At 59.8% G+C, this 19661-nt stretch carries 19 protein-coding genes; 9 read left to right on the top strand and 10 right to left on the bottom strand.

Annotation, left to right across the window (positions count from 1 at the left end; genetic code table 11):
• Positions 1-10 precede the first annotated feature (10 nt).
• The 3 genes from AAC126_RS14180 to AAC126_RS14170 all read left to right on the top strand — a co-directional run bounded on the left by AAC126_RS14180 (position 11) and on the right by AAC126_RS14170 (position 2080).
• On the top strand, positions 11-769 hold the full coding sequence (locus tag AAC126_RS14180; RefSeq protein ID WP_339854392.1) for an ABC transporter ATP-binding protein: 759 nt from the start codon (positions 11-13) through the stop codon (positions 767-769).
• On the top strand, positions 766-1554 hold the full coding sequence (locus AAC126_RS14175) for an ABC transporter ATP-binding protein (RefSeq protein WP_339854390.1): 789 nt from the start codon (positions 766-768) through the stop codon (positions 1552-1554). Before AAC126_RS14180 ends, AAC126_RS14175 begins: the two co-directional genes overlap by 4 nt.
• A gap of 157 nt (positions 1555-1711) precedes the next feature.
• Positions 1712-2080 carry a cupin domain-containing protein gene (locus tag AAC126_RS14170; RefSeq protein ID WP_339854388.1) on the top strand — a complete coding sequence of 123 codons (369 nt, stop codon included), beginning with the start codon at positions 1712-1714 and terminating at the stop codon, positions 2078-2080.
• On the opposite strand, the gene AAC126_RS14165 is transcribed toward AAC126_RS14170, so the two are convergent.
• The 4 genes from AAC126_RS14165 to AAC126_RS14150 form a co-directional block, all read right to left on the bottom strand.
• Positions 2077-3768 (bottom strand): CHASE domain-containing protein, encoded by a 1692-nt coding sequence (locus AAC126_RS14165; protein WP_339854386.1) that lies wholly within the window; start codon positions 3766-3768, stop codon positions 2077-2079. The genes AAC126_RS14170 and AAC126_RS14165 overlap by 4 nt on opposite strands.
• A gap of 492 nt (positions 3769-4260) precedes the next feature.
• Positions 4261-5271 carry a sensor histidine kinase gene (locus AAC126_RS14160; RefSeq protein ID WP_339854383.1) on the bottom strand — a complete coding sequence of 337 codons (1011 nt, stop codon included), beginning with the start codon at positions 5269-5271 and terminating at the stop codon, positions 4261-4263.
• Positions 5272-5361: 90 nt separating this feature from the next.
• The gene (locus tag AAC126_RS14155; protein ID WP_339854382.1) at positions 5362-5526 is read right to left on the bottom strand and encodes a DUF1328 domain-containing protein; all 165 of its coding nucleotides are present in this window, start codon (positions 5524-5526) and stop codon (positions 5362-5364) included.
• A 78-nt stretch (positions 5527-5604) separates the two neighbouring features.
• Entirely contained in the window at positions 5605-6402 is a 798-nt protein-coding gene (locus AAC126_RS14150; RefSeq protein ID WP_339854380.1) for a response regulator, read from the bottom strand.
• A gap of 139 nt (positions 6403-6541) precedes the next feature.
• On the opposite strand from AAC126_RS14150, the gene AAC126_RS14145 reads away from it, so the two are divergent.
• Genes AAC126_RS14145 through AAC126_RS14135 form a run of 3 tightly spaced genes read left to right on the top strand, consistent with a single transcriptional unit; the run spans position 6542 to position 8267 of the window.
• Positions 6542-6745, top strand: coding sequence for a NepR family anti-sigma factor (locus AAC126_RS14145; protein ID WP_339854379.1), 204 nt, complete (start codon positions 6542-6544; stop codon positions 6743-6745).
• Positions 6742-7335 carry an RNA polymerase sigma factor gene (locus AAC126_RS14140; protein ID WP_339854377.1) on the top strand — a complete coding sequence of 198 codons (594 nt, stop codon included), beginning with the start codon at positions 6742-6744 and terminating at the stop codon, positions 7333-7335. The genes AAC126_RS14145 and AAC126_RS14140 overlap by 4 nt, the downstream gene beginning before the upstream one ends.
• Positions 7336-7373: 38 nt before the next feature.
• Entirely contained in the window at positions 7374-8267 is an 894-nt protein-coding gene (locus AAC126_RS14135; protein ID WP_339854375.1) for a diacylglycerol kinase family protein, read from the top strand.
• 263 nt (positions 8268-8530) lie between these two features.
• Here the strand turns inward: AAC126_RS14135 and AAC126_RS14130 are convergent, their stop codons facing one another.
• Together AAC126_RS14130 and AAC126_RS14125 are read right to left on the bottom strand one after the other, a co-directional pair.
• Positions 8531-9481, bottom strand: coding sequence for an OmpA family protein (locus AAC126_RS14130; protein ID WP_339854374.1), 951 nt, complete (start codon positions 9479-9481; stop codon positions 8531-8533).
• Between the two features lie 155 nt (positions 9482-9636).
• The gene (locus AAC126_RS14125) at positions 9637-9831 is read right to left on the bottom strand and encodes a hypothetical protein (RefSeq protein ID WP_339854372.1); all 195 of its coding nucleotides are present in this window, start codon (positions 9829-9831) and stop codon (positions 9637-9639) included.
• Positions 9832-10192: 361 nt separating this feature from the next.
• Between AAC126_RS14125 and AAC126_RS14120 the strand changes: the two genes are divergently transcribed.
• Entirely contained in the window at positions 10193-10615 is a 423-nt protein-coding gene (locus AAC126_RS14120) for a hypothetical protein (protein ID WP_339854370.1), read from the top strand.
• Positions 10616-10754: 139 nt separating this feature from the next.
• Positions 10755-11234, top strand: coding sequence for a response regulator (locus tag AAC126_RS14115; protein WP_339854368.1), 480 nt, complete (start codon positions 10755-10757; stop codon positions 11232-11234).
• Positions 11235-11243: 9 nt separating this feature from the next.
• Here the strand turns inward: AAC126_RS14115 and AAC126_RS14110 are convergent, their stop codons facing one another.
• The 4 genes from AAC126_RS14110 to AAC126_RS14095 all read right to left on the bottom strand — a co-directional run bounded on the left by AAC126_RS14110 (position 11244) and on the right by AAC126_RS14095 (position 18743).
• Positions 11244-13856: an ATP-binding protein gene (locus AAC126_RS14110; protein WP_339854365.1), complete on the bottom strand. Its 2613-nt coding sequence runs from the start codon at positions 13854-13856 to the stop codon at positions 11244-11246.
• Positions 13857-14067: 211 nt separating this feature from the next.
• The gene (locus AAC126_RS14105; RefSeq protein WP_339854363.1) at positions 14068-16023 is read right to left on the bottom strand and encodes a MacB family efflux pump subunit; all 1956 of its coding nucleotides are present in this window, start codon (positions 16021-16023) and stop codon (positions 14068-14070) included.
• A gap of 4 nt (positions 16024-16027) precedes the next feature.
• Positions 16028-17245 (bottom strand): efflux RND transporter periplasmic adaptor subunit, encoded by a 1218-nt coding sequence (locus AAC126_RS14100; RefSeq protein ID WP_339854361.1) that lies wholly within the window; start codon positions 17243-17245, stop codon positions 16028-16030.
• 34 nt (positions 17246-17279) lie between these two features.
• Positions 17280-18743, bottom strand: a complete 1464-nt coding sequence (locus AAC126_RS14095) for an efflux transporter outer membrane subunit (protein WP_339854360.1) — start codon at positions 18741-18743, stop codon at positions 17280-17282.
• A 532-nt stretch (positions 18744-19275) separates the two neighbouring features.
• Between AAC126_RS14095 and AAC126_RS14090 the strand changes: the two genes are divergently transcribed.
• A partial coding sequence (locus tag AAC126_RS14090; protein ID WP_339854358.1) for an aminotransferase class IV occupies positions 19276-19661 on the top strand: 386 nt, incomplete at its 3' end.

Below are 19661 nucleotides of genomic sequence, written 5' to 3'. Positions count from 1 at the left end.
GGAGGGCAAGATGAGCAGTATTCTTCAAGTCAGAAACGTCAATAAGAGCTTCGCCGGTCTCAAGGCCCTGAACAATGTTGAGCTTTCGGTCGAGGAAGGCGCGGTCCATGCGATCATCGGGCCGAACGGTGCCGGCAAGTCTACCTTGCTGAACTGTTTTGTCGGGCGGCTTACGCCGGACACGGGGACCGTTGATTTCAACGGTATCTCCCTGCTGGGCAAGCAGCCGCACGAGATCAACCAGACCGGTGTTGTCCGGGTGTTCCAGACTCCGGAAATCTTCGGCGATCTCAGCTTGCTTGAAAATGTCATGATCCCGACGCTCGCGCGGCGGGACGGGTCCTTCAAGCTGAATGGCTGGAGCCGTGTCGACGGAATCGCCGAGGTGCGGGACCGGGCCGAGCAACTTCTTGGCGATGTCGATCTGCTGGACAAGCGGGAGATGATCGCAAACTCTCTCTCTCGCGGAGACAAGAGGCGGCTGGAGCTGGCCATGTGTCTGGTGCAGGACCCGAAACTTCTGCTCCTTGACGAGCCGACGGCCGGCATGTCCCGTGCCGACACCAATAAAACCATCGATCTGCTGAAGCAGATCGGGGAGCGGGGAATTACCAAAATCGTTATCGAGCATGACATGCATGTCGTGTTCTCCCTCGCCCACAAGATTTCCGTGATGGCCCAGGGCACCGTGATCGCCGAAGGCGCTCCGGAGCAGATCAAGGGTGATCCACGGGTTCAGGAAGCCTATCTCGGGGGAGCCCATCTATGAGCGCCGACACTCTCCTCAAGCAGCCGGGCAAAGCGTCGCTGCAAAAGCCGGAAAATCCGATCAAGAATGTCGGAACGCCGCCCGCTTATTTCTCGTGCTGGGGCATGCAGGCCTATTATGGCGAGAGCTACATCGTCCAGGATGTCAGCTTCAATATCCATGAGGGCGAGATCGTGGCTTTGCTTGGCCGTAACGGTGCGGGCAAGACCTCGACCCTGCGGACCATTGCCCGCGCGGGTAATCCGCAATTGATGCACGGCGAAATCTGGCTCGACCACAAACCGCTGCACCAGATGAAGGATTTCCAGGCGGCCCAGAACGGGGTCGGGCTGGTGCAGGAAGACCGGCGGATCATTCCGGGGCTGACGGTCGAGGAAAACCTGGAACTGGCGCAGATCAACGGCCCGAAAGGCTGGGAGATCGAACGCCTGTACGAGCATTTCCCGCGTCTGGCGGAACGCCGCAAGCAGGAAGGCATCACCATGTCCGGCGGCGAGCAGCAGATGCTGGCTGTCGCCCGTGCCCTTGCCCGGGATATCAAGTTGCTGCTCCTGGATGAGCCTTATGAAGGGCTGGCTCCGGTCATCGTTCAGGAAATCGAGAAAATTCTCCAGGAAATCAAGGCTCTGGGGATGACCACCATTATTGTTGAACAGAATGCGGTTGCGGCCCTGAAGCTTGCTGACAGGGCCCTGATCCTGGATATGGGTCAGATCGTTTTCGACGGCACCGCGCAAGAAGTGCTGGATGATGAGGCACTCCGTCAGGAGTATCTCGCGATCTGATTTATCGGGTGCCGTTCATGGACCTCCTGTCTTCGGCATCTCAGAGCCCCGCTTTATGCGGGGCTTTTTCTTTGTCCGCTGTGCGGGATGGGCGCTTGTCCCGCATGCCCAGTCTGGCCGATGCTGACGGCAACAACCAGATCAAGGGAGAGCAGAGATGGCGGACTCGCATTTTCACAATATCCACGATCTCGATCAGGGGATTGCCCGCACCCTCGCCGAGGGACTGACGGCGCGGATTTTTCCCGGTGAGAATCTGATGTTTTCCATCGTGCGCATCGACCCGCACGCGGAAGGATCGATGCACAGTCATCCGGAAGAGCAATGGGGCATCATGCTTGAGGGCAGCGGTGTGCGTACCCAGGACGGCGTCGAGCATCATGTGAAGGCCGGCGATTTCTGGTGTACGCCGGGCAATATCGTGCATGGTCTGAAGGCTGGCCCGGAAGGCTGTTTTGTGATCGACGTCTTCAGCCCGCCGCGCGGGGACTACAAGAAAGCCGGGAGCGGTTACGGTAACGGCTAACTCTGCTCCGCCTCATCGTCCGTGCCGTTCAGCGGGATGCTGATCGAGATCCGGGTTTCGCTGGCATCGAAGCTGCGCTCAATGCTGCCGTTAAGCTCAAGCCGGATGCTGGCGTCGATCAGCCGGGTGCCAAAGCCCGAGGAAGGTGTGCTGCTTTCCTCACCGGGGGGCGTGTCGGCCCCGCTTTCCGGCTCCGCGCTGCTGGCGCCGGACGGCCGCCGTTCAACCCAGTCAATGATGATCTGGTCCCCGTCTCCTGCGTGCTGCCAGGTGACGGACAATGTGCCGCCTTCTTCTGCCACGCCGCCATACTTCATCGCATTCGTTGCAAGCTCGTGGAATGTCAGGCCGAGAGCCTGAGCGGCGGTTTCGCCGAATTCCACATTCGGGCCGTCCAGTGCTTCTTCGGGAATGCGGTCGCCAAAGACCTGATTCAGCTCGGCCTGCAACAGATCCCGCAGTGCCGCGCGGCGCCAGCTGGATTCGGTCAGCATGTCCTGGGCGTTGGCCATGGCCTGCATACGGGCTTCAAAGGATGTGCTGAACTCTTCCAGAGTGTTCGAATGGATGGCCGTCTGGCGGGCCATGGCAAGAATGCGGGCGATGGAATTCTTGATCCGGTGCTTGGTTTCCTGCAGCAGAAGATTCTTTTCCGCGACGGTTCGTTCCGTCATGGCCTGAATGTCCCGGGCTGACTGAACGGCCTTCAGTTGCTGGCGCACCAGCACCGCCGCCGCGATGGCAAGCAGGATCGTCGAGATCGTCAGCAAGCCGGTGCGCCAATAGAGGGAGGGGTTCAGGAATTCCTGTGTTTCGTGAGCGGTGATCGACCAGATCCGCCCGCCGACATCCAGATCCCGGGTCACCGTGAAGCTGCTTGTCTCGGAAACTTCCGCGAAATGATTTGATTGGAACAGCAGCGTATCGTCGCCGTCGGTCGTGTCGCGGGTCTCAAGGACAAGCGGCAGGTAGGAGGCGCCGACAAGAGCTTCGCGATGAATGTCCGCGGCAACGAAAGGCGCGTAGATAAAGCCTTCGACGGTCGGCGGCTCGGCCCCGGATGCACGATGGGACATCGCCAGCTGGTCGGGAAAGGGCAGGTAATAGAGGAAGCCGCCCTGCTTTTCGCCGGTGACCTCTTGCACGAGATCGACAGGGCCACTGGCCGCACCGCTCCCCGTATCAAGGGCCCGTTGCATTGCGGCCCGCCGCACGGGCTCGCTGAACATATCGTAGCCGAGCGCTGCTTCATTGGCGCGATCAAGCGGCTCAAGCAGAACGATCGGTGTTCTGCGCTTAACCCTGGTTTCCGGCCACACGGGACGCTCACCGCCATAGCGGTCACTCAGCTCGTCCTCGATCCGGGTTTCCGCACCGGCATCGATCAATTTTGCCAGGCCGAGGCCCAGAAGGCCGCCAAACCGGTTTTTCAGATCGAGCGCAGTGACGAAGTCCCGCATCTCGGCTTTGGTGACAACACCATCGCGTGCCGTGAAGAAGGCGTTCGTGGCCTGCAGGAGCGTCAGATACCGGGTGATCCGGTCATCTATACGCCCGACGGCCTTGTCGGCGACGCGCTCGAAATTCAGGCGCGTGCTCACATCCTCGGCACGATAGACGACAACCGTCATGGCAGCGCCGACGGCCGCAACTGCAAGAAAGGCGAATGCAGGCAAATATCTATTCAAGGATTTTCCGATCTCCCGAGCGGTTTAATAATCGTAAATGAACCGCCCGGCAATATTTCCAATTCAAGATAAAGGCTTCTGCAGAGGGGGCTTCAGCCCTCTAGCCGCGCCCTGTCCTGCCTGAATCCCTGTTCAGGGTGTGTTCCGGCGAACCGCTCAATGTTCGGTAGGGAAATATATTGGCAAATTAAGTACGGAATATGGGGTGCGCGGACAGATTTTTGTTCATTTTGCCCAAAACTTGCCGCGGCTTTGCCTTCTCGCAAGCTGGCCGTCATGGCGTTCAGAATCGGCCGTGCGGTGCGGTGTGGCGCGGAAAATTTAAATATTCGGATTATCCGGCGGGAACTTTTTTTGCCCGAAGACGTTTTACATGTATCTGCAGCAGGCGTCCGACGACGCATTCCCCCAAAAAGGCTGCAGAACAAAATCGGATTTATATCCGAGAGTCATCTGTCGGCGCTGCCTTTCCCCGGGCGGCGCCGACGTCTTTTATGAGGGGTTTTCCTGTGTGAAGGTGAGATTATAGGTCACGTGATCGGGGGCAATACGGTAATTTGCCGTGCCGTCCACGGCGTTCGGGACGACGCGTTCCAGAACGATGCTGCCGAACCGGCCATTGTGCGGCTCAGCCTCGGCGTGCGAGGCCGGACTTTCCGGCCGTGTCTCGTTCCAGCAGATCTCGATCTGCTGCCGGTTATCCTGCTGTCTGTTCGTGCATGTCAGCTCGACAGGAGCCGTGGCCTGCGCGGCCCCGCTGTGGCTGGCGGCGTTCACCACCAGTTCATGCAACGCCAGGCCGACATGCAACGCCTCATTGGGAGAGAGCCAGGGATTGTCGCCTTCAAGGGTGATGCCGGAATGATCCTCGGTGACGTATTTTTCGATTTGCTGTGTCGCGAGATCGCGAAACCGTGCGCCGGTCCAGCTGGAATCCGTTATCAGGTCCTGTGACTGGGACAGGGAATAGAGCCGCCCCCGGAATTTCGACAGAAAGCTGTCCAGCGTTCCCGAATGCCGTGCTGTTTGGGTGGCGATGCTTTGAATAATGGCGAGTAGATTTTTGCTGCGATGACTCAGCTCGCGCAGCAATGCCTTCAGTGTCCGCTCCCGGCGCCTCTCCTCCGTAAGGTCGATGATCGTGGTCATGACGAGGGCGGGATTATGTGTCGGGACAAGCAATTCGACGTTGAATTCGAAAAATTGGTTCTGGCCGACGACCATTTCCTGCTTCTGGTTTTCCAGGCGCGTGATGGCATCGGTTTTCAGGCTTGTCAGGTCCGCACCGATTTCGGGTCCGAACATATCCTGGTCGCGGGGGGATTGTGCGGGCAGGACCGACCAGCAATCCGGCAGGTTCGCGATGAAGATATAGTCGAGGGATGCGTCTTGAAGGGTTACGCAAACGCCTGAGCGGATAAGGGCGCGCACGAGGTGCTCGTTAAGCTCTGCCTCATTCTGCCCGCCCTTTTGCCAAGTCAGCTGTTCGACTGGCAGCGTCACGATAACTCCCTCCGTACCTGTCTTTTCCCTCCGGCAGCCGGATGGCGGTTTCCGCCGTCCGGGCTGCCTGAAGGAGTGAACATGGGGCGCCTAAACCCTTCGGAACAGGCGGAAGACCATGGATATTGCAAACAGAACCAGGAATATGACGAACAGGATTTTCGCGATTCCGGCACTCGCGCCGGCGATCCCGGTAAAACCGAGGACGCCGGCGATAATGGCGACGATGAAAAATAACAGTGCATAGCCAAGCATGGTTGTCTCCCGTTTGATTCGGGAAGAACAACGTGCGGTGCCTCCATATGTTCCATCAAAAGCATCAAATGGAGGGGGTCATGCTGCTTCAGGAACTTTTTCCATGAAGAAAAGAGCCTGACTGATCAGGGCCTTGACCATGTCCGGGTTGAACGGCTTTGTCACCAGGAAGGCTGGCTCCGGGCGTTCTCCGGTCAGGAAGCGTTCCGGGAAGGCGGTGATGAAGATCACCGGAATGTTACTGTTCGATTTCAGGATCTCGTTAACGGCGTCGATCCCGGAACTGCCGTCGGCGAGCTGGATGTCGGCCAGGATCATCTTCGGTTTCGTTTCGTCGAACAGTTTGACCGCTTCCTTGTGGGTGCGGGCGATACCGGTGACCCGGTGGCCGAGGGTTTCGACCATCTGTTCGATATCCATCGCGATCAGCGGCTCGTCCTCAATGATCATGATGTCTGTCGCGACCTGACGGGAAATCTCGATGGAGGCCTGTTCCAGCAGTCCGCCAACCTCAGATTTATCAACCGACAGAATTTCCGCGATCTCGGATTCCGTGAACCCCTCGACCACGAGCAGAAGGAAGGCCTGCCGCGCGGTAGGCGGGACCGCGGAGAGATTGGCCGCCGCACGTTCCTCCCACGCATAGGGAGAATTGTTGGGCTCTACGGGAATTGTCGTGGAACCGAATAAGGTTGCGAAGAGTTTAAATAGGGAGACACGATCACTGGATGTCTCTGGAAAACAGGATACATCAGCTATCAGTGCTTCGAGCGTCGCGGCAACGTAAGCGTCACCGGATGTTTGGGAGCCGGTCACTGCCCGGCCATAGCGGCGCAGGGGCGGAAGATGGGATGCGACACGATTTGACAGAGACATAGCTTGAAACTCCAAGGTTGCCTAAAGCAGGCGTAAGATGAAGGCTAAACGCGTGTCGAAAAAAAAAGTTCCCCGGTGATGGAACTTTTTTTACCGCCAGCCGTTACTGAACGAAAACTCTAACCCGAGAGTGTGCCACATGTCATTGAATCCACCACAGAAAACCGCCGGGTCGGGGCGCCCGCCCGCCCAAAAGGCGGACGACGTGAACGCGCGGATATCAAGCAAGCTGCATCAGCTTTATGAGTCGGTGCGCGAGGAGGAGATCCCCGATCGCTTTCTTGATCTGCTCGAAAAGCTCGACGCGGCGGAAAAGGCCTCCGGCCAGGCAGCGTCCGAATGAGTGTCGCACCGGGAGGGGGCGGTACTGTTGAAGGCGGCCCCGCAGAAGGAATTCCTTTCAAGCGCGAGATGGTCTCGAATTTGCCGAACCTGCGTGCGTTCGCCGTTTCCCTGATCGGCAGCCCCGACCGGGCGGACGATCTGGTGCAGGACGCCATCATGAAAGCCTGGGCGAAGCAGGAAAGCTTTACGCCCGGCACCAACATGAAGGCCTGGCTCTTCACCATCCTGCGGAACGAATTTTACAGCCAGATGCGCAAGAAGGGCCGGGAGGTCCAGGATAGCGACGGCTACTTCGCCGAACGCCTCTCCGTGCACCCGGCTCAGTACGGCTCCCTCGACATGCGCGATTTTCGCAGGGCGCTGGAGACGCTGCCGGACGATCAGCGCGAGGCGTTGATTCTCGTCGGTGCTTCCGGTTTTGCGTATGAAGAAGCAGCGGCGATCTGCGGTTGCAAGACCGGGACGATCAAGAGCCGGGTAAACCGGGCGCGCCAGCGTCTGCAGGAAATACTTTCGGTATCCGGCGCCGAGGATTACGGTCCGGATCCTGAAGTGGGTCAGGTGTCGGGTACGGCTTTTGTCGCCTGATACCGGGCAGACTTCCAAACGGCTCGGGGTGAGCGTCCATGCGTGCTGTTGCTGTTCTGAACCGCGATGGCGGCACACTTAAAACCACTGATCTCGACGCTTATGCGGAAACGCTGTCAGCGGCATTCGAAGAGGCCGGCCGGTCTCTCGAATGCCGCCAGGTTGCCGGTAAGAATCTCATTGAAGCTCTGGAAGACGCCGCCGCGGACAGCGCGGTGGAACTCATCGTCGCTGGTGGCGGAGACGGCACCATTTCGGCCGCTGCCCGCATCGCCTGGCAAGCAGACAAGACCCTCGGGGTCCTGCCCGCCGGTACGATGAACCTCTTTGCCCGGACGCTGGGCGTTCCCCTTGATCTCGATATGGCGGCCACGGCGTTGGCCAAGGCCCCGATCAGCCGTAGTGACCTCGCCACCGCAAATGGCGAGGTTTTTGTGCATCAGTTTTCCGTCGGCATGCAGCCGCGCGTTGTCCGGGACCGGAACGCGGCGGACTATTATTCGCGCGCGGGCAAGATGCTGGCGAGCCTGCGCGCCATTATGGCGATGTTCCGGCGTCCCCCTTCCTTTCACGCGCGTATCGTCACTGAAGGTGATGAAGAAGAAGGTCGCTACAGCCTCGTCGTGGTGGCCAACAATCTTTATGGCGAAAGTCACATGCCGTATCCGGATACGGTGGAGGGCGGCGTGCTTGGCGTCGGCCGCGCGCCGGTCCTCTCCCCCGGGGCCAATCTGAGACTGATTGCGGATCTGGCGGTAGGAGAATGGCGCCGGAACGAGGATTTCGACATGCATCCGGCACGGTCTGTCGTTTTGCATTTTCCCCGCCTGAAGCGTGGCAAGCATGCCACGATCGATGGCGAGCTGATTTCCCTGAAGGAAACCGTCGAGCTGCAGATCCATCCGGGCGCTCTTAAGGTGCTTAAACCGTAAAACACCCCATCCTCAGTACCAGAGGGGCTCGCAAGAGGATGCTCCCCCTTTCCCTGATCGATACAAGCCGGCAGCGATGCCGGCTTGTTGCGTTTGACCGGGGTGGTGATGCGGGGGAGGGGATGAAGGATGGGACAGCTCGATCTCGACGGATCTCCGGAACAAGCATCCGGGCGGGCTCCAGCAGGGCACAAAGAAAACCGCCCCCGGTCGAGAGACCGGAGGCGGTGAGGTGTGTCGGCTATTATTGTTTTTCGTAGGCTTTACTGGGTGGTGACGGAAACCTTCTTGGATTTGGTCACCTGGCCACGGGCCACGACGATCACACGGCGGTTCAGACGCTCGCGGACACCGTCACCGGTAGCAACGGCCGGGTTACGTTCGCCTTCCGGCTCGACCTGAAGCTGCTCATAGTCGCCGATGGTCATGCCCTGGCGCATCAGTTCGGTACGAACCGAGTCCGCACGGCTGGCAGACAGCGCTAGGTTGTAGTCGGCCGGACCGGACGTATCCGCATGGCCTTCAATATAGAGCGTCACAACCGGCTGAATGTTCTTCATTTCAGCGACGAACTTGTCGAGTTTGGCCTGTTCGGTCGGCTCGATGACGGCCTGATCGAAGGGGAAGTAAACGGTCTCCCGGGCAACTTCCTCAACGACGGACACGACGTCCATCTCGGTTTCCTTCGGCGTGGCCTCAACCTTTTTCGGCTCCATCGCGGTGCGAAGACCGGCCAGCGCGCTTTCGAACTCGCCCTTGCAGGCAGCGATATGCATCGGCTGATGGCCTTCTTCCTGCTGCTCGACCCAGCAATCATACTTGGCCTGAGCATGCGCCGCTTCGAGCGGTGCAACAGTACGGGCGCCCTTATTGAACAGGGCCATCATGCTGGACCGGCCGAGTTCCAGTTCCTGCAGCTTGGCCGGGTCCTCGATCGCCCATTCAGCCGGGTCGGACGGCATCGGGGTCTGCCCGTTGGCTGCCATGACGCCCTTGGTGGCGTGGTTCTCGGCGTCGATCCAGTCATACATCTCGTCGGCTTCGAAGATGGTGAGCTGCTTGTACTCACGCACCAGGCCGGAATTGAAGTCGGTGCCGGTCGGCGCCATGGTCCGGATCTGCTCTACATTGTCGAAGAAAATCGCGGCGTCGACTTTGGCCGGAACAACAGCAAGAAAGGCGACGGGGATAGTACTCAGCAGGTATTTTTTCATGACGTCCTCTGTTCGTTGGGCGGCTCTTAATAAAAAGAGCTTTTGAAAACCATTTTGTTTGATGGGGGTGTTCAGAAATTCAGTGACCACCCCCGGATGTCTTGCCTTAACAACGTGGCGCTCCGGGGATGGTTCCATTTTTTTCTGAAGATATTTTATTTGTCTGTTGCGTCTTCGATTTTGTCGCCGGTTTCTTCGACGGCATTATCGATGTTCTCACCGAGCTGTTCGGCCGGTCCTTCTGAATCGCAGGCGGCGAGACCCGTGGCGCCAAGCATGGCGAGAGCCAGCAGGGCGGCGATACGCGGGCGGGCGGTGCGAGCCGTGGTTTTGCGGTTAAGGTCAGACATCGAATTCTCCTTTGCGGTCGGTAATGGTGCCGTGTGAGGGCATCTGCATGCCGTGTCCGTTTCGGATCGGCGTTTGTTGCGATGTGCCATTGATGAACGGCGCGGGACCGAATTCGTTCCATGCATTTCTTTCCGGCGCGTTTTGGAGGGAGGCGTTTGAGAGGTCTCCGCGTCCTGTAGCCGTCGGCGTCTTTTAAAGAGGCACCTTATAAGGGGGGGGCTGGGACTTGAGGCCGGGAGCTTGAAGTCAAGAACTCGGAGAGAGATGCCCGGGAACCATTTCGTGGAGAAGACGTTTTCCATTCAGAACGGGGCGATCCGCTACCGGGTGTGACGGATGACCGGCCAAATGGAGGACACTATGAAACGCATGACTTTCCGAAAGATCTTGACCACGACGAGCCTTGGTGCCGCCCTGGCGCTTGCCGCTCCGATGGCTCTGGCGGGAGCCGGCAGCCAGTCGGGTTCCAGCACGCAGTCCGAGCCGACCATGACTCTTGACGAACTGGATGCGCAGCGCGCCGAGATGGCGAAAACCGTCGAGAAATGGGGGCATCAAATTGCCGACTGGACCGAGCGCAAGGCCGAGAAGGCAAGCGATGTGGCGGATAACACTGCCGACGTCGCCGCCGAAAACCTGCAAATCGCCTGGGCGAATGTGAAGACTGCCTGGTCGGGCGTGGAGCATGCCTCGGCCGAGGGCTATGACAAGGCCAAGAAACGCTTCAATTCCGCCATGCGTACGCTGGAGCGGAGCTGGGATAATCTTGGCGAGGGTAGCTAAGAAGAGACTTGATGCCGGGGCTTTATAGACCCGGTCGGGAAGGACGCGCCGCTGATGAAGCGGCGCGTTTTTTTATTGGGCTGAGGGGGCGGTCGTCGCGGGGAGCTTTTTCTCGCGTGAGGTACAGAGCGACTTTTCATTGGCTGGTGCTTTTTACGGCTCGCCCATGCCGGTGGTCCTAGTGTACTATGTTGAATATAAATATATTTTAAAAATAGAGCTTTCTAAAAGGTGTGTGATGACTGACCTCTTTTTGGTCGTTGATGATAATCAGCCGACGCGGGCACTGATCGGGGAGTTCCTGAAAACTCTCGGGCAAAGCTATGAGGAAGCGGAAAACGGGGGGGAAGCGATCAAATTGATTCAGTCGCGATCCTTCGAGGGCATATTTCTCGATATTCTGATGCCGGAAGGCGACGGGTTTGAGGTCCTGAACTGGATGGTCAAGAACAACGCTATCCTGCCGACGGTGGTGTTCACCGAAGCAAAGGCGCGGTTCGACATGGATTTCCCGTCAATGGCGGAGGGGTTGGGAGCGCTGAAAGCTTTCGACAAGCCGGTAACATTGGAAAAAACACGCACGGCGCTTGAAGCGATGAAAACATTCAGGCAGTCGTGAACCCGGCTTTTAAGGCTCTTTTATCTCTTCTTCCAGAAGACGCCAACTGGTCTCCAGCAGGTGTTCCAGTGTGCCGATTCTTTCGGGGGCCGCGGTTCCGGCACTGACGGCCTCCTTGAAATTTTCCGCTTCGGTGCGGGCAAGCTTGAAGCCAAAATTCCCGAGCATACCGGTTAATTCATGGGCAATAGTGCGGGTTTTCTCAATGTCGTCCCCCGCATTCTTGAGGGACGTAATGAGGGTGTCTGACCGTTTTCTGGCATCCTCGGTATGCATCTGAAGTCTTTCTGGCGGCATCGAGAGCTTGAGTGTTTCCAGAAATTCCCGGTCGAAATATTCTCCGGCGGGATTTGAGCGGGCGCTCTGAATTTGCCCTGTTGATCCTTCAGTCTGTGTCAGGGTGCCGTCTGCCTGCTCACGCGCTTGTTGCGCTGCGTATTTTCCGAGCGCGAACCGGAGATCCGCAATGTCGAGCGGCTTTGTCAGCACATATTGCATGCCGGCGTTTATGTACTCGTCTTTTTGATCCTGAAAGGCGTTGGCGGTCAGCCCGACGATGGGCAATTTCTCCGTGTCGCGGGCGAATTGCCGGATGGAGACCGTGGCTTGCACACCGTCCATGTTCGGCATCTGCACATCCATGAGGATAAGGTCGTAGGCTTCAGGATCCTTGCGGACAAAATTCAGCGCGATTTCCCCGTCGCGTGCAATCGTGACGGTATGCCCGTCCCGCTCCAGCATGGCCTGGGTGATCATTTGATTGATGTCATTGTCTTCGGCGACGAGGATCCGCAGGGGCGGCGTGGTCGAAACCTCAACATCTTCGTCGATAACATGCTGGTTTTCGGCGATTTCCGCATCAACGGACAGCAGGAACGTCGTGCCCGTGCCGACTGTGCTTTCGACGCCGAAATCGGCCCCGATGGCATCGGCAATCCGTTTGGAAATATTCAGGCCAAGCCCGGTGCCGCCGCCGTGGCGGATTCCGACATCGGTCTGTTTGAATTCCTCGAAGATGCTGTCGATATCCTCTTCGGCAATCCCCGGGCCGGTGTCGGACACTTTGAATGAAATACGGCAGGTCTTGCCGTCTTCGAGAAGCTGGCAGCGGGCAAGCAGGCTGATCCCCCCGGTTTCCGTGAACTTGACCGCATTACCGATCAGATTGAACAGGATTTGCCGGATATGGTCATAATCCCCGTAAAGGAAAGTCTCGCTCTCGCCCATCACATCGCTGTGGAAGCTGAGGCCTTTCATTTCCGCCCGGATACGGAACATCGACTCCATCGCATCCATCATGGCCGGCAGGGAGAAGCGTTCCTTGGAGAGGGTTATCTGCCCTGCCTCGATCCGGGCGAAATCCAGTACCTGGTTGATCAGGGTCAGCAGAAATAGCCCGGATTCCTTGGCGATGGCCAGTTTCTGGGCGATCTCCGGGGTGACTTCATTCTTGTCTATCAGTTGCAGCAGGCCGAGGATGCCGTTCAAGGGGGTCCGGATCTCGTGCGACATGGACGTGAGAAACCGTGATTTGGCTTCACTGGCGGCTTCCGCGTTCTGGCGGGCGATATGCAGTTCCTTGTGCAGGTTGGCGATTTCCGTGATGTCGATCAGGGCCAGCAGAAAAAAGGCCTCACTGGCACCAACGGCCACCCGTATCCGCATGTGAATCTGGATTTCCAGGCCATCATTGCGCCGGGCAACCAGTTGCATGCCGCTGCTTTCGGGTGATGCATCCTGTGCATCGAGAGTGAGCTTTTCTCCAAGGGTATGGCGGCTTTCTGCAAACTGTTCGGGGATCAGGGATTGCACACTGCGCCCGGCCAACTCCGCGATTGAATAGCCAAGCAGCCGTTCCGTTTGCCGGTTGATCTGGAAAATATGGCCGGTGCTGTCGACGCTGACCAATGCATTCGGAGATTCGTTGTACAGCTGTTCGATATAGGCGAGGGATGCGTTCAGGCGCGCGTTGGTCCGCGCCGCCCTGATCAGCAGGATGATAATCCCGGAGGCACCGGCCAAAATGAAGATAACGATGAAGGACCCCTGTGTCAGGGTGCGCATCGCAGAGTCGAAAGTCGCCTGAGCGTCGATTTCCTGCTGGAAGCTGCGCTTCTCGTTGAGCTTCTGAAGCCTTTGCAGGGCTGCAAGCGCGGGGGAGTCGTCCACGCGTACCAGGGCATCCAGATCTCTGGCGCTCAGTGTGTCGAGCTGGCTGAGCGCCTCGTCTTTCTTCGTCAGGTAATCATTGATCGTCAGCCGGACTGCCTGCAGCAGGTTTTGCTCTTCAGTGGACGGGAGAACGGCTTGCAGTACAGCGATCTCGGTGAAGGCGTCCGCCGCACTCTTTTCAATATGCTCAAGATAAATCGGCTCACGCCGCAGGATGAAGTTCTTGAAGTTGTGAATGAAGCCGCCATAGCCGAGATGACGCTGAAGAGCGTTCAGGCTGCCGGAGACATCCCGTGTCTGATCATTGTAGCGATGCCAGGATTCTTCCGTGGCGTTGAACTGGTTTGCGGCCTGTATGCCGAGAAACAGCAAGGCTGCGATGCTGGCGGTCGCGAGTATGACGACGGTGGCGATTCCCGAGTGTTTCTTCACAAGAGTATTAATCGTCATCCATTAGCTCCCGTGTGACGGTTTCGTCATTCTGCGGAAACCGTACAGGCGACAGTGATGCGCCTCTTCATGAGAACCTTACATGATGAGGTGAACTTTTGGTTAAAAAGCCGTAAAGGAACGCACGTTCAGATATACCTTCAAATGAGGTTTCCTGTCAGAGCATTCCGCAATGCATTGGTGAACTGAAGGACCAGGAAACGGGGCGCTGTCAGCTCCCGGACAGAACCTCCGATGGATCGAGCCTGGAGGCATTGCGCGCGGGCAGGTACCCGAAGACGACCCCGATCAGGGTGGCGCAGATTACCGCGGAGATGATCGCGGTATTTGAATAGACCAGCGTGAAGCTCGACCCGAGCATGCTGAAGGCAGCGCCGAAGCCGAGGGCGGCAAGAATGCCGAGAACGCCGCTGATCAGGCAGACCAGTACGGCTTCGATCAGGAATTGCTGCAGGATATCCCCCTGGCGGGCACCGACCGCCATGCGCACGCCGATCTCGGTGATCCTCTCCGAGACCGAGACCAGCATGATGTTCATCACCCCGATGCCGCCGACGGCGAGCGAAATCAGCGCAATGGCCGAGATCAGCAGGGCCATGGTCTGCGTGGTGCTGGTGATGCTCTGGCGGATCTCGTCCGTGTTGACGATGAAGAAGTCCTTCGTTCCGTGCCGCTGGGTCAGCGTGTCCGTGACGGCCTGCTCGGCGATACTCATATCCGTACTTTCGTCCACGCGCAGGATGATGCTGCGCAGGGACGTGCTGCCGAGGAAACGGCTCTGCACGGTGGTGTAGGGCAGGTAGACGGACAGGTTCTGCCGTCCGCCGAAGCTGCTCTGGCTGGAAGAGACGATGCCGATCACCCGGCACGGCACCGCATCGACGAAGATGACGCTGCCGACGGCTGCCTCCGGCGTGCCGGGGAACAGCGTGTTCCGGGTGTTCTCGTCGATCACGGCTTCCTGGGTGCGGAAGAGGATGCTGTCCGTATCCAGCAGCCTGCCCTCGACCAGTTCCGTTGCCTTCGCCGCGAAATATTGCTCGCCCACGCCGCTGATCTGGGCATTGGCTTCAACCGATCCGAACCGCGTGGTTCCCGAGGTGGAGACCGTTGGCGTGACCGCCGCGGCAAAATACTGCTTTTCCAGCTCGGCGGCGTCGCTCACCACCAGCGTTTTGATCTTGCCGGAGCGCAGATCGCCGAAATCCTTGCCGGGAAAAATCTCCAGCGTGTTGGTGCCGAGACGCCGGATGTTTTCGAGCACCTGCTGTTGCGATCCCTCGCCAAGGGCGAGAACGCAGACCACGGACGCAATGCCGATGACGATGCCGAGCATGGTCAGGGAGGTTCGCAGCTTGTGCGCCCGCATGGCGAGCAGGGCCATCTGGAAGGCTTCGGAAAACCTGTCCATTGCCGCTTTCCAGGCGGATGCGGGCGAGCCGCTGGGTGCATGTTCGGCAGGTGTGATCTGTTTTGCCGGGCGGGTCTGCCGGTCCGAGATGATCTCGCCGTCGCTGATCTCGATGATGCGTTCGGCCTGGGCGGCGACATCCGGATCGTGGGTGACGATGATGATTGTGCGGCCGTCCTCGTGCAGTTCGTGCAGGATGCGCAGTACTTCCTCGCTGCTTTTCTTGTCCAGCGCGCCGGTCGGCTCATCCGCCAGGATCACGTCCGCGTCGTTCATCAGGGCGCGGGCAATCGAAACCCGTTGCTGCTGGCCGCCGGACAGCTGACCCGGCCGGTGGTCCGCGCGGTCGTCCATGCCGAGACGGGCGAGCAACTGGTGCGCCTTCTCCAGCCGGTCGGCGCTGCGCTGCCCGGCATAGATGGCCGGGATTTCGACATTACCCGCCGCCGTCAGCTCGGCCAGCAGATTGTAGCGCTGGAAGATGAAGCCGAAATGCTCGCGCCGGAGCGCCGCCAACTCGTCCGGGCCGAGCGCGTCCGTGGATTTACCAGAGACCCGGTAGGTGCCGGATGTCGGCCTGTCGAGGCAGCCGAGAATGTTCATCAGCGTCGACTTGCCCGAACCGGACGCGCCGATAATCGCGACCATCTCGCCGGAATTGATGGTGAGGTCGATGCCCTTCAGGGCCTCGACATAGCCATCGCCGGACGGAAAGGCGCGCCGCAGGTTCTCGATCAGGATCAGGGGATCTGCCATGTCTCTAGAACCGCATCCGGAAGCCGCGTTTGCTTTCGCCGGAGGCACCGCCGCCGGATTGGCCGACGACCACGCGTTCGCCTTCGGCGAGGCCGGAGATCACCTCAACGGTCACCTTGTCGTTCAGGCCGGTTTTAATCCGGCGGTTCTCGATCTGGCCCTTCGCGTCGAGCACCCGGACACTGTATCCCCCATCCCGGCTGCGCTGGCCGAGCGCGGCCGACGGAATGGTGAGCACATCCAGCGCCTGGTTCAGCACGATATGCACCTCCGCCGTCATGTAGGTGCGGAGACGGCGCTCCGCGTTCGGAATGTCGAAGGTGCCGATATAATAGATCGCCGAGGAACTCGTCGTCGAAGAGGTGCTGCTGGATGAGGTGGTGATGGCGCTGTCCGACGTGATGGATTCAGGGGCCGGCTCGATGGCCTGCAGGACCGCGTCGTAACGCCGTTCCGGATCGCCGAGGATGGTGAAATAGACCGGCTGTCCCGGCTCTACCCGGACGACATCGGCTTCCGAGATCTCGGCCCGGACCGTCATGGTGTCGAGCTGGCCGAGAACGATGATGGTCGGCGTCGATTGCGCGGCGTTGACGGTCTGGCCTTCCTGGCTGACCACGGCCAGCACGGTGCCGTCCGTCGGTGCGATGATCTTGGTGTATCCGAGATTGGCATCTGCGGTTTCGACAGCGACTTCGGCTTCCACGATCTCGGCCCTGAGTGCCTCGATCTGCGCCTCGGTGGTGCGCACATCCGCTTCCGCCGTCTCGAAATCGGCCTGGGACACGGCGCGCTGCGCCACCATGGATTTTTGCCGCTTCAGGGTCAGATTGTTCCGGGTCAGGGTCGCCTGCTTCTCGGCCAGTTGCGCCTTCACGTTGGCAAGCGCGGCCTCGGATGTCCGGAGCGCGTTTGTCTGGGTCACGGAGTCGATCTCCGCGATCAGATCGCCCTCCCGGACTTCATCGCCGAGGGCGACATGCAGGGCCGTGATCTGGCCGGAGGCCTGGGCACCGACCGCCACCAGGGTGGATGGCTTCAGGATGCCGTTGGCGAGCACGGTCTCCTCGATGCTGCCGATCGTCGTCGGCCGCGTCACATAGGAGACTTCCTTGGACGGAGAGAGACGTGTCCAGCCGTAATAACCGCCGCCTGCAATCAGGATCAGCACGATGAGGGCGAGGAGGAGGCGTCCGCGTCTGCGGGAGGGTTTCTGTGTCATGATCGGTTGATGACCTGCATATCTCTGGTGCGCATCAGTCGCGGGGGGCGGCGGGATTTTCGATCTCGTCCACACCGTCCCAGCCACCGCCGAGCGCTTTGTTGAGCGTTACGTAGCCGGCGGCGATGGCCACCTGGCTCTGAAGAAGGGAATCCTCCGCCGAATAGAGCGAGCGTTCCGCATCGAGCACGTCGAGGAAGCTGCTTGAGCCAGCCTGGTAGAGTGTCCGCGCCAGTTGCGTCGCGTCCCGGTAGGCATTCGCGGCCTCGGTCAGGGAGCGATAGCGGATGCGCTCCTGAGCCAGTGCGACGATGGCATTCTCGACATCTTCCAGCGCGGTCAGGACTGTCGAGCGGAAGGCGGCCTCGAACTGGTCGCGCTGGGCGACGGCAATGTCGACGGCGGCCGCGAGTTGCCCGCCATTGAAGATCGGCACGCTGACGGACGGGCCGATGAGCCAGCCGATGGAAGAGCCCTTTGCCAGATCGCCGATACTGGAGCCGGAGGTGGAGATGCTGCCGGTCAGGCTGATGCTCGGATAGCGGGCTGCCTCGGCCTCGCCGATCAGGGCGGTGTACTGGGCAAGCTGGCGTTCGGCCGAGCGCACATCCGGCCGGGTCAGCAGGATATCCGCCGGGACGCCTGCCGGAACCGGCTTCACGGGCGTCGGGATCGGCGCGTCGTTTTCGATCATGCCGGTCAGTGCCGCCGGAGGCTGGCCGGTCAGCACGCTCAGCCGGTGGACCGCCTGGGCGTAGGAAACTTCCAGCGTCGGGATATTGGCCTCTGTGCTGCTTGCCTGACCGGCGGCGTTAGCCATGTCCGCGCCGGAGGTCGAGCCTGCCTGGAACATGGTGCGGGTCAGATCCTCGGTCTCGCGCAGGGAGCCGGCAGTGCGCCGGGCAAGTGCGATCCGGGCCCGGAAGCCGCGGGCGGAAACATAGTTCGACGCGATATCGCCGATCAGCGTCAGCATGGTGTCGCGCAGGTCTTCCTGGGCCACGTCGAGGCTGTAGGCAGCGGCTTCGACCCGGCGCTGCTTGCCGCCGAACAGATCCAGCTCCCAGCTCGCATCAAACCCGGCCTGGAAATTCGAGGAGACCGACCCGTTGCTCCGGCTGCGGTTGGCCGCCCCGGTGCCGTCGAGCGTCGGCGACAATGCGCCGCCGACTTGCCGGTAGGTTGCCCGGGCCTCGCGGATCTTTGCTTGCGCCGCCGCCAGGTCAAGATTTTGCCCGCGCGCCATCTCGATCAGCCGGTTCAGCGTCGCGTCGTCGAGCGCCAGCCACCAGCGGGACAGGGCGGGCGCCGTGGAGGCTTTTAGATCGGCAACCGCGACAGCATGCGCATTATCCTTTCCGCTCCAGCTTGCCGGAACAGGCAGAGCCGGTATCGAATAGTCCGGGCCGACCGTGCAGGCCGCGAGCAGACCTGTCAGGGCAACAAGCGCGACACGTCGTGTTGCTGTCGTTTTTCCATTGCGATTCAAGGGGGTCACTCTACCAATCGGCTGAACATTGATATCTGCCGGCGGATGGCTGAACAGGCTTGGACCGCAGGCAAAACAATCGGGACATAAAGCTCTAACGTCCGGGCTCTGATTTTCCGTCGCGCCCGCGCCAGAAAATTTCTGATCGTTCGGTTGAGGCCGTCATCGACATCAAAACAGGCATCGCCGGCTGGCAGGTGGGCTGGCAGCGGATGCCGTCGGAAACGGACATTCCAAGCTTAGGGGCTGTGCCGCCGGAGGACTACGATTTTTTGTCGAAAAAGGCCGGCTCCGGACAGCGCGCGGGGAGTTCGTTTTGCAGTGCAAACAGGGCTGGTTTTGAAGCCCGGCTGCGGTGTATGGTCGAGGTCTCGCGGGCTCCGATGGGGCTCCGGGACGTCCCCGTGGGCAAGGGTGGCCTCGCCGAAAGGCACGATGGCCGCGCGCAAGCGCAGATCCTCCGCCTGATTCATTATCCAAGGATCGGCTTCCGGTCCGCCATCCGGTTCCCTGAGGTTGCCGGTTTTTCGAGGTTGATAGAATGCGTACTGTCTTTGTGAACGGCAGCTATGTTCCGGAGAACGAGGCCCAGATCTCGATCTTCGATCGCGGATCCCTGTTCGGCGATGCCGTCTATGAGGTGACATCGGTTCTCGACGGCAAGCTGGTCGAATATGAAGGCCATATGACGCGCCTGCGCCGGTCCCTGGCGGAGCTGAAGCTGCCGTCCCCTGCGACCGATGAGGAACTGCTCGAAATCCACCGCGAGCTGGTGAAGCGGAACGACCTCACCGAGGGGCTGATCTATCTGCAGATCTCCCGTGGCGCCGCCGACCGGGATTTTCTGTTCCCGGGCGCGGACGTGAAGCCGACCCTGCTGATGTTCCCGCAGAAGAAATCCCTGATCAACAGCGCGCTGGCCGAGCG

The organism is uncultured Nisaea sp., assembly GCF_963974195.1.
Taxonomy (GTDB): Bacteria; Pseudomonadota; Alphaproteobacteria; order Thalassobaculales; family Thalassobaculaceae; genus Nisaea.
Note: the sequence above shows the minus strand (reverse complement) of the source record. Positions and strands in the feature narration are given on the sequence as shown.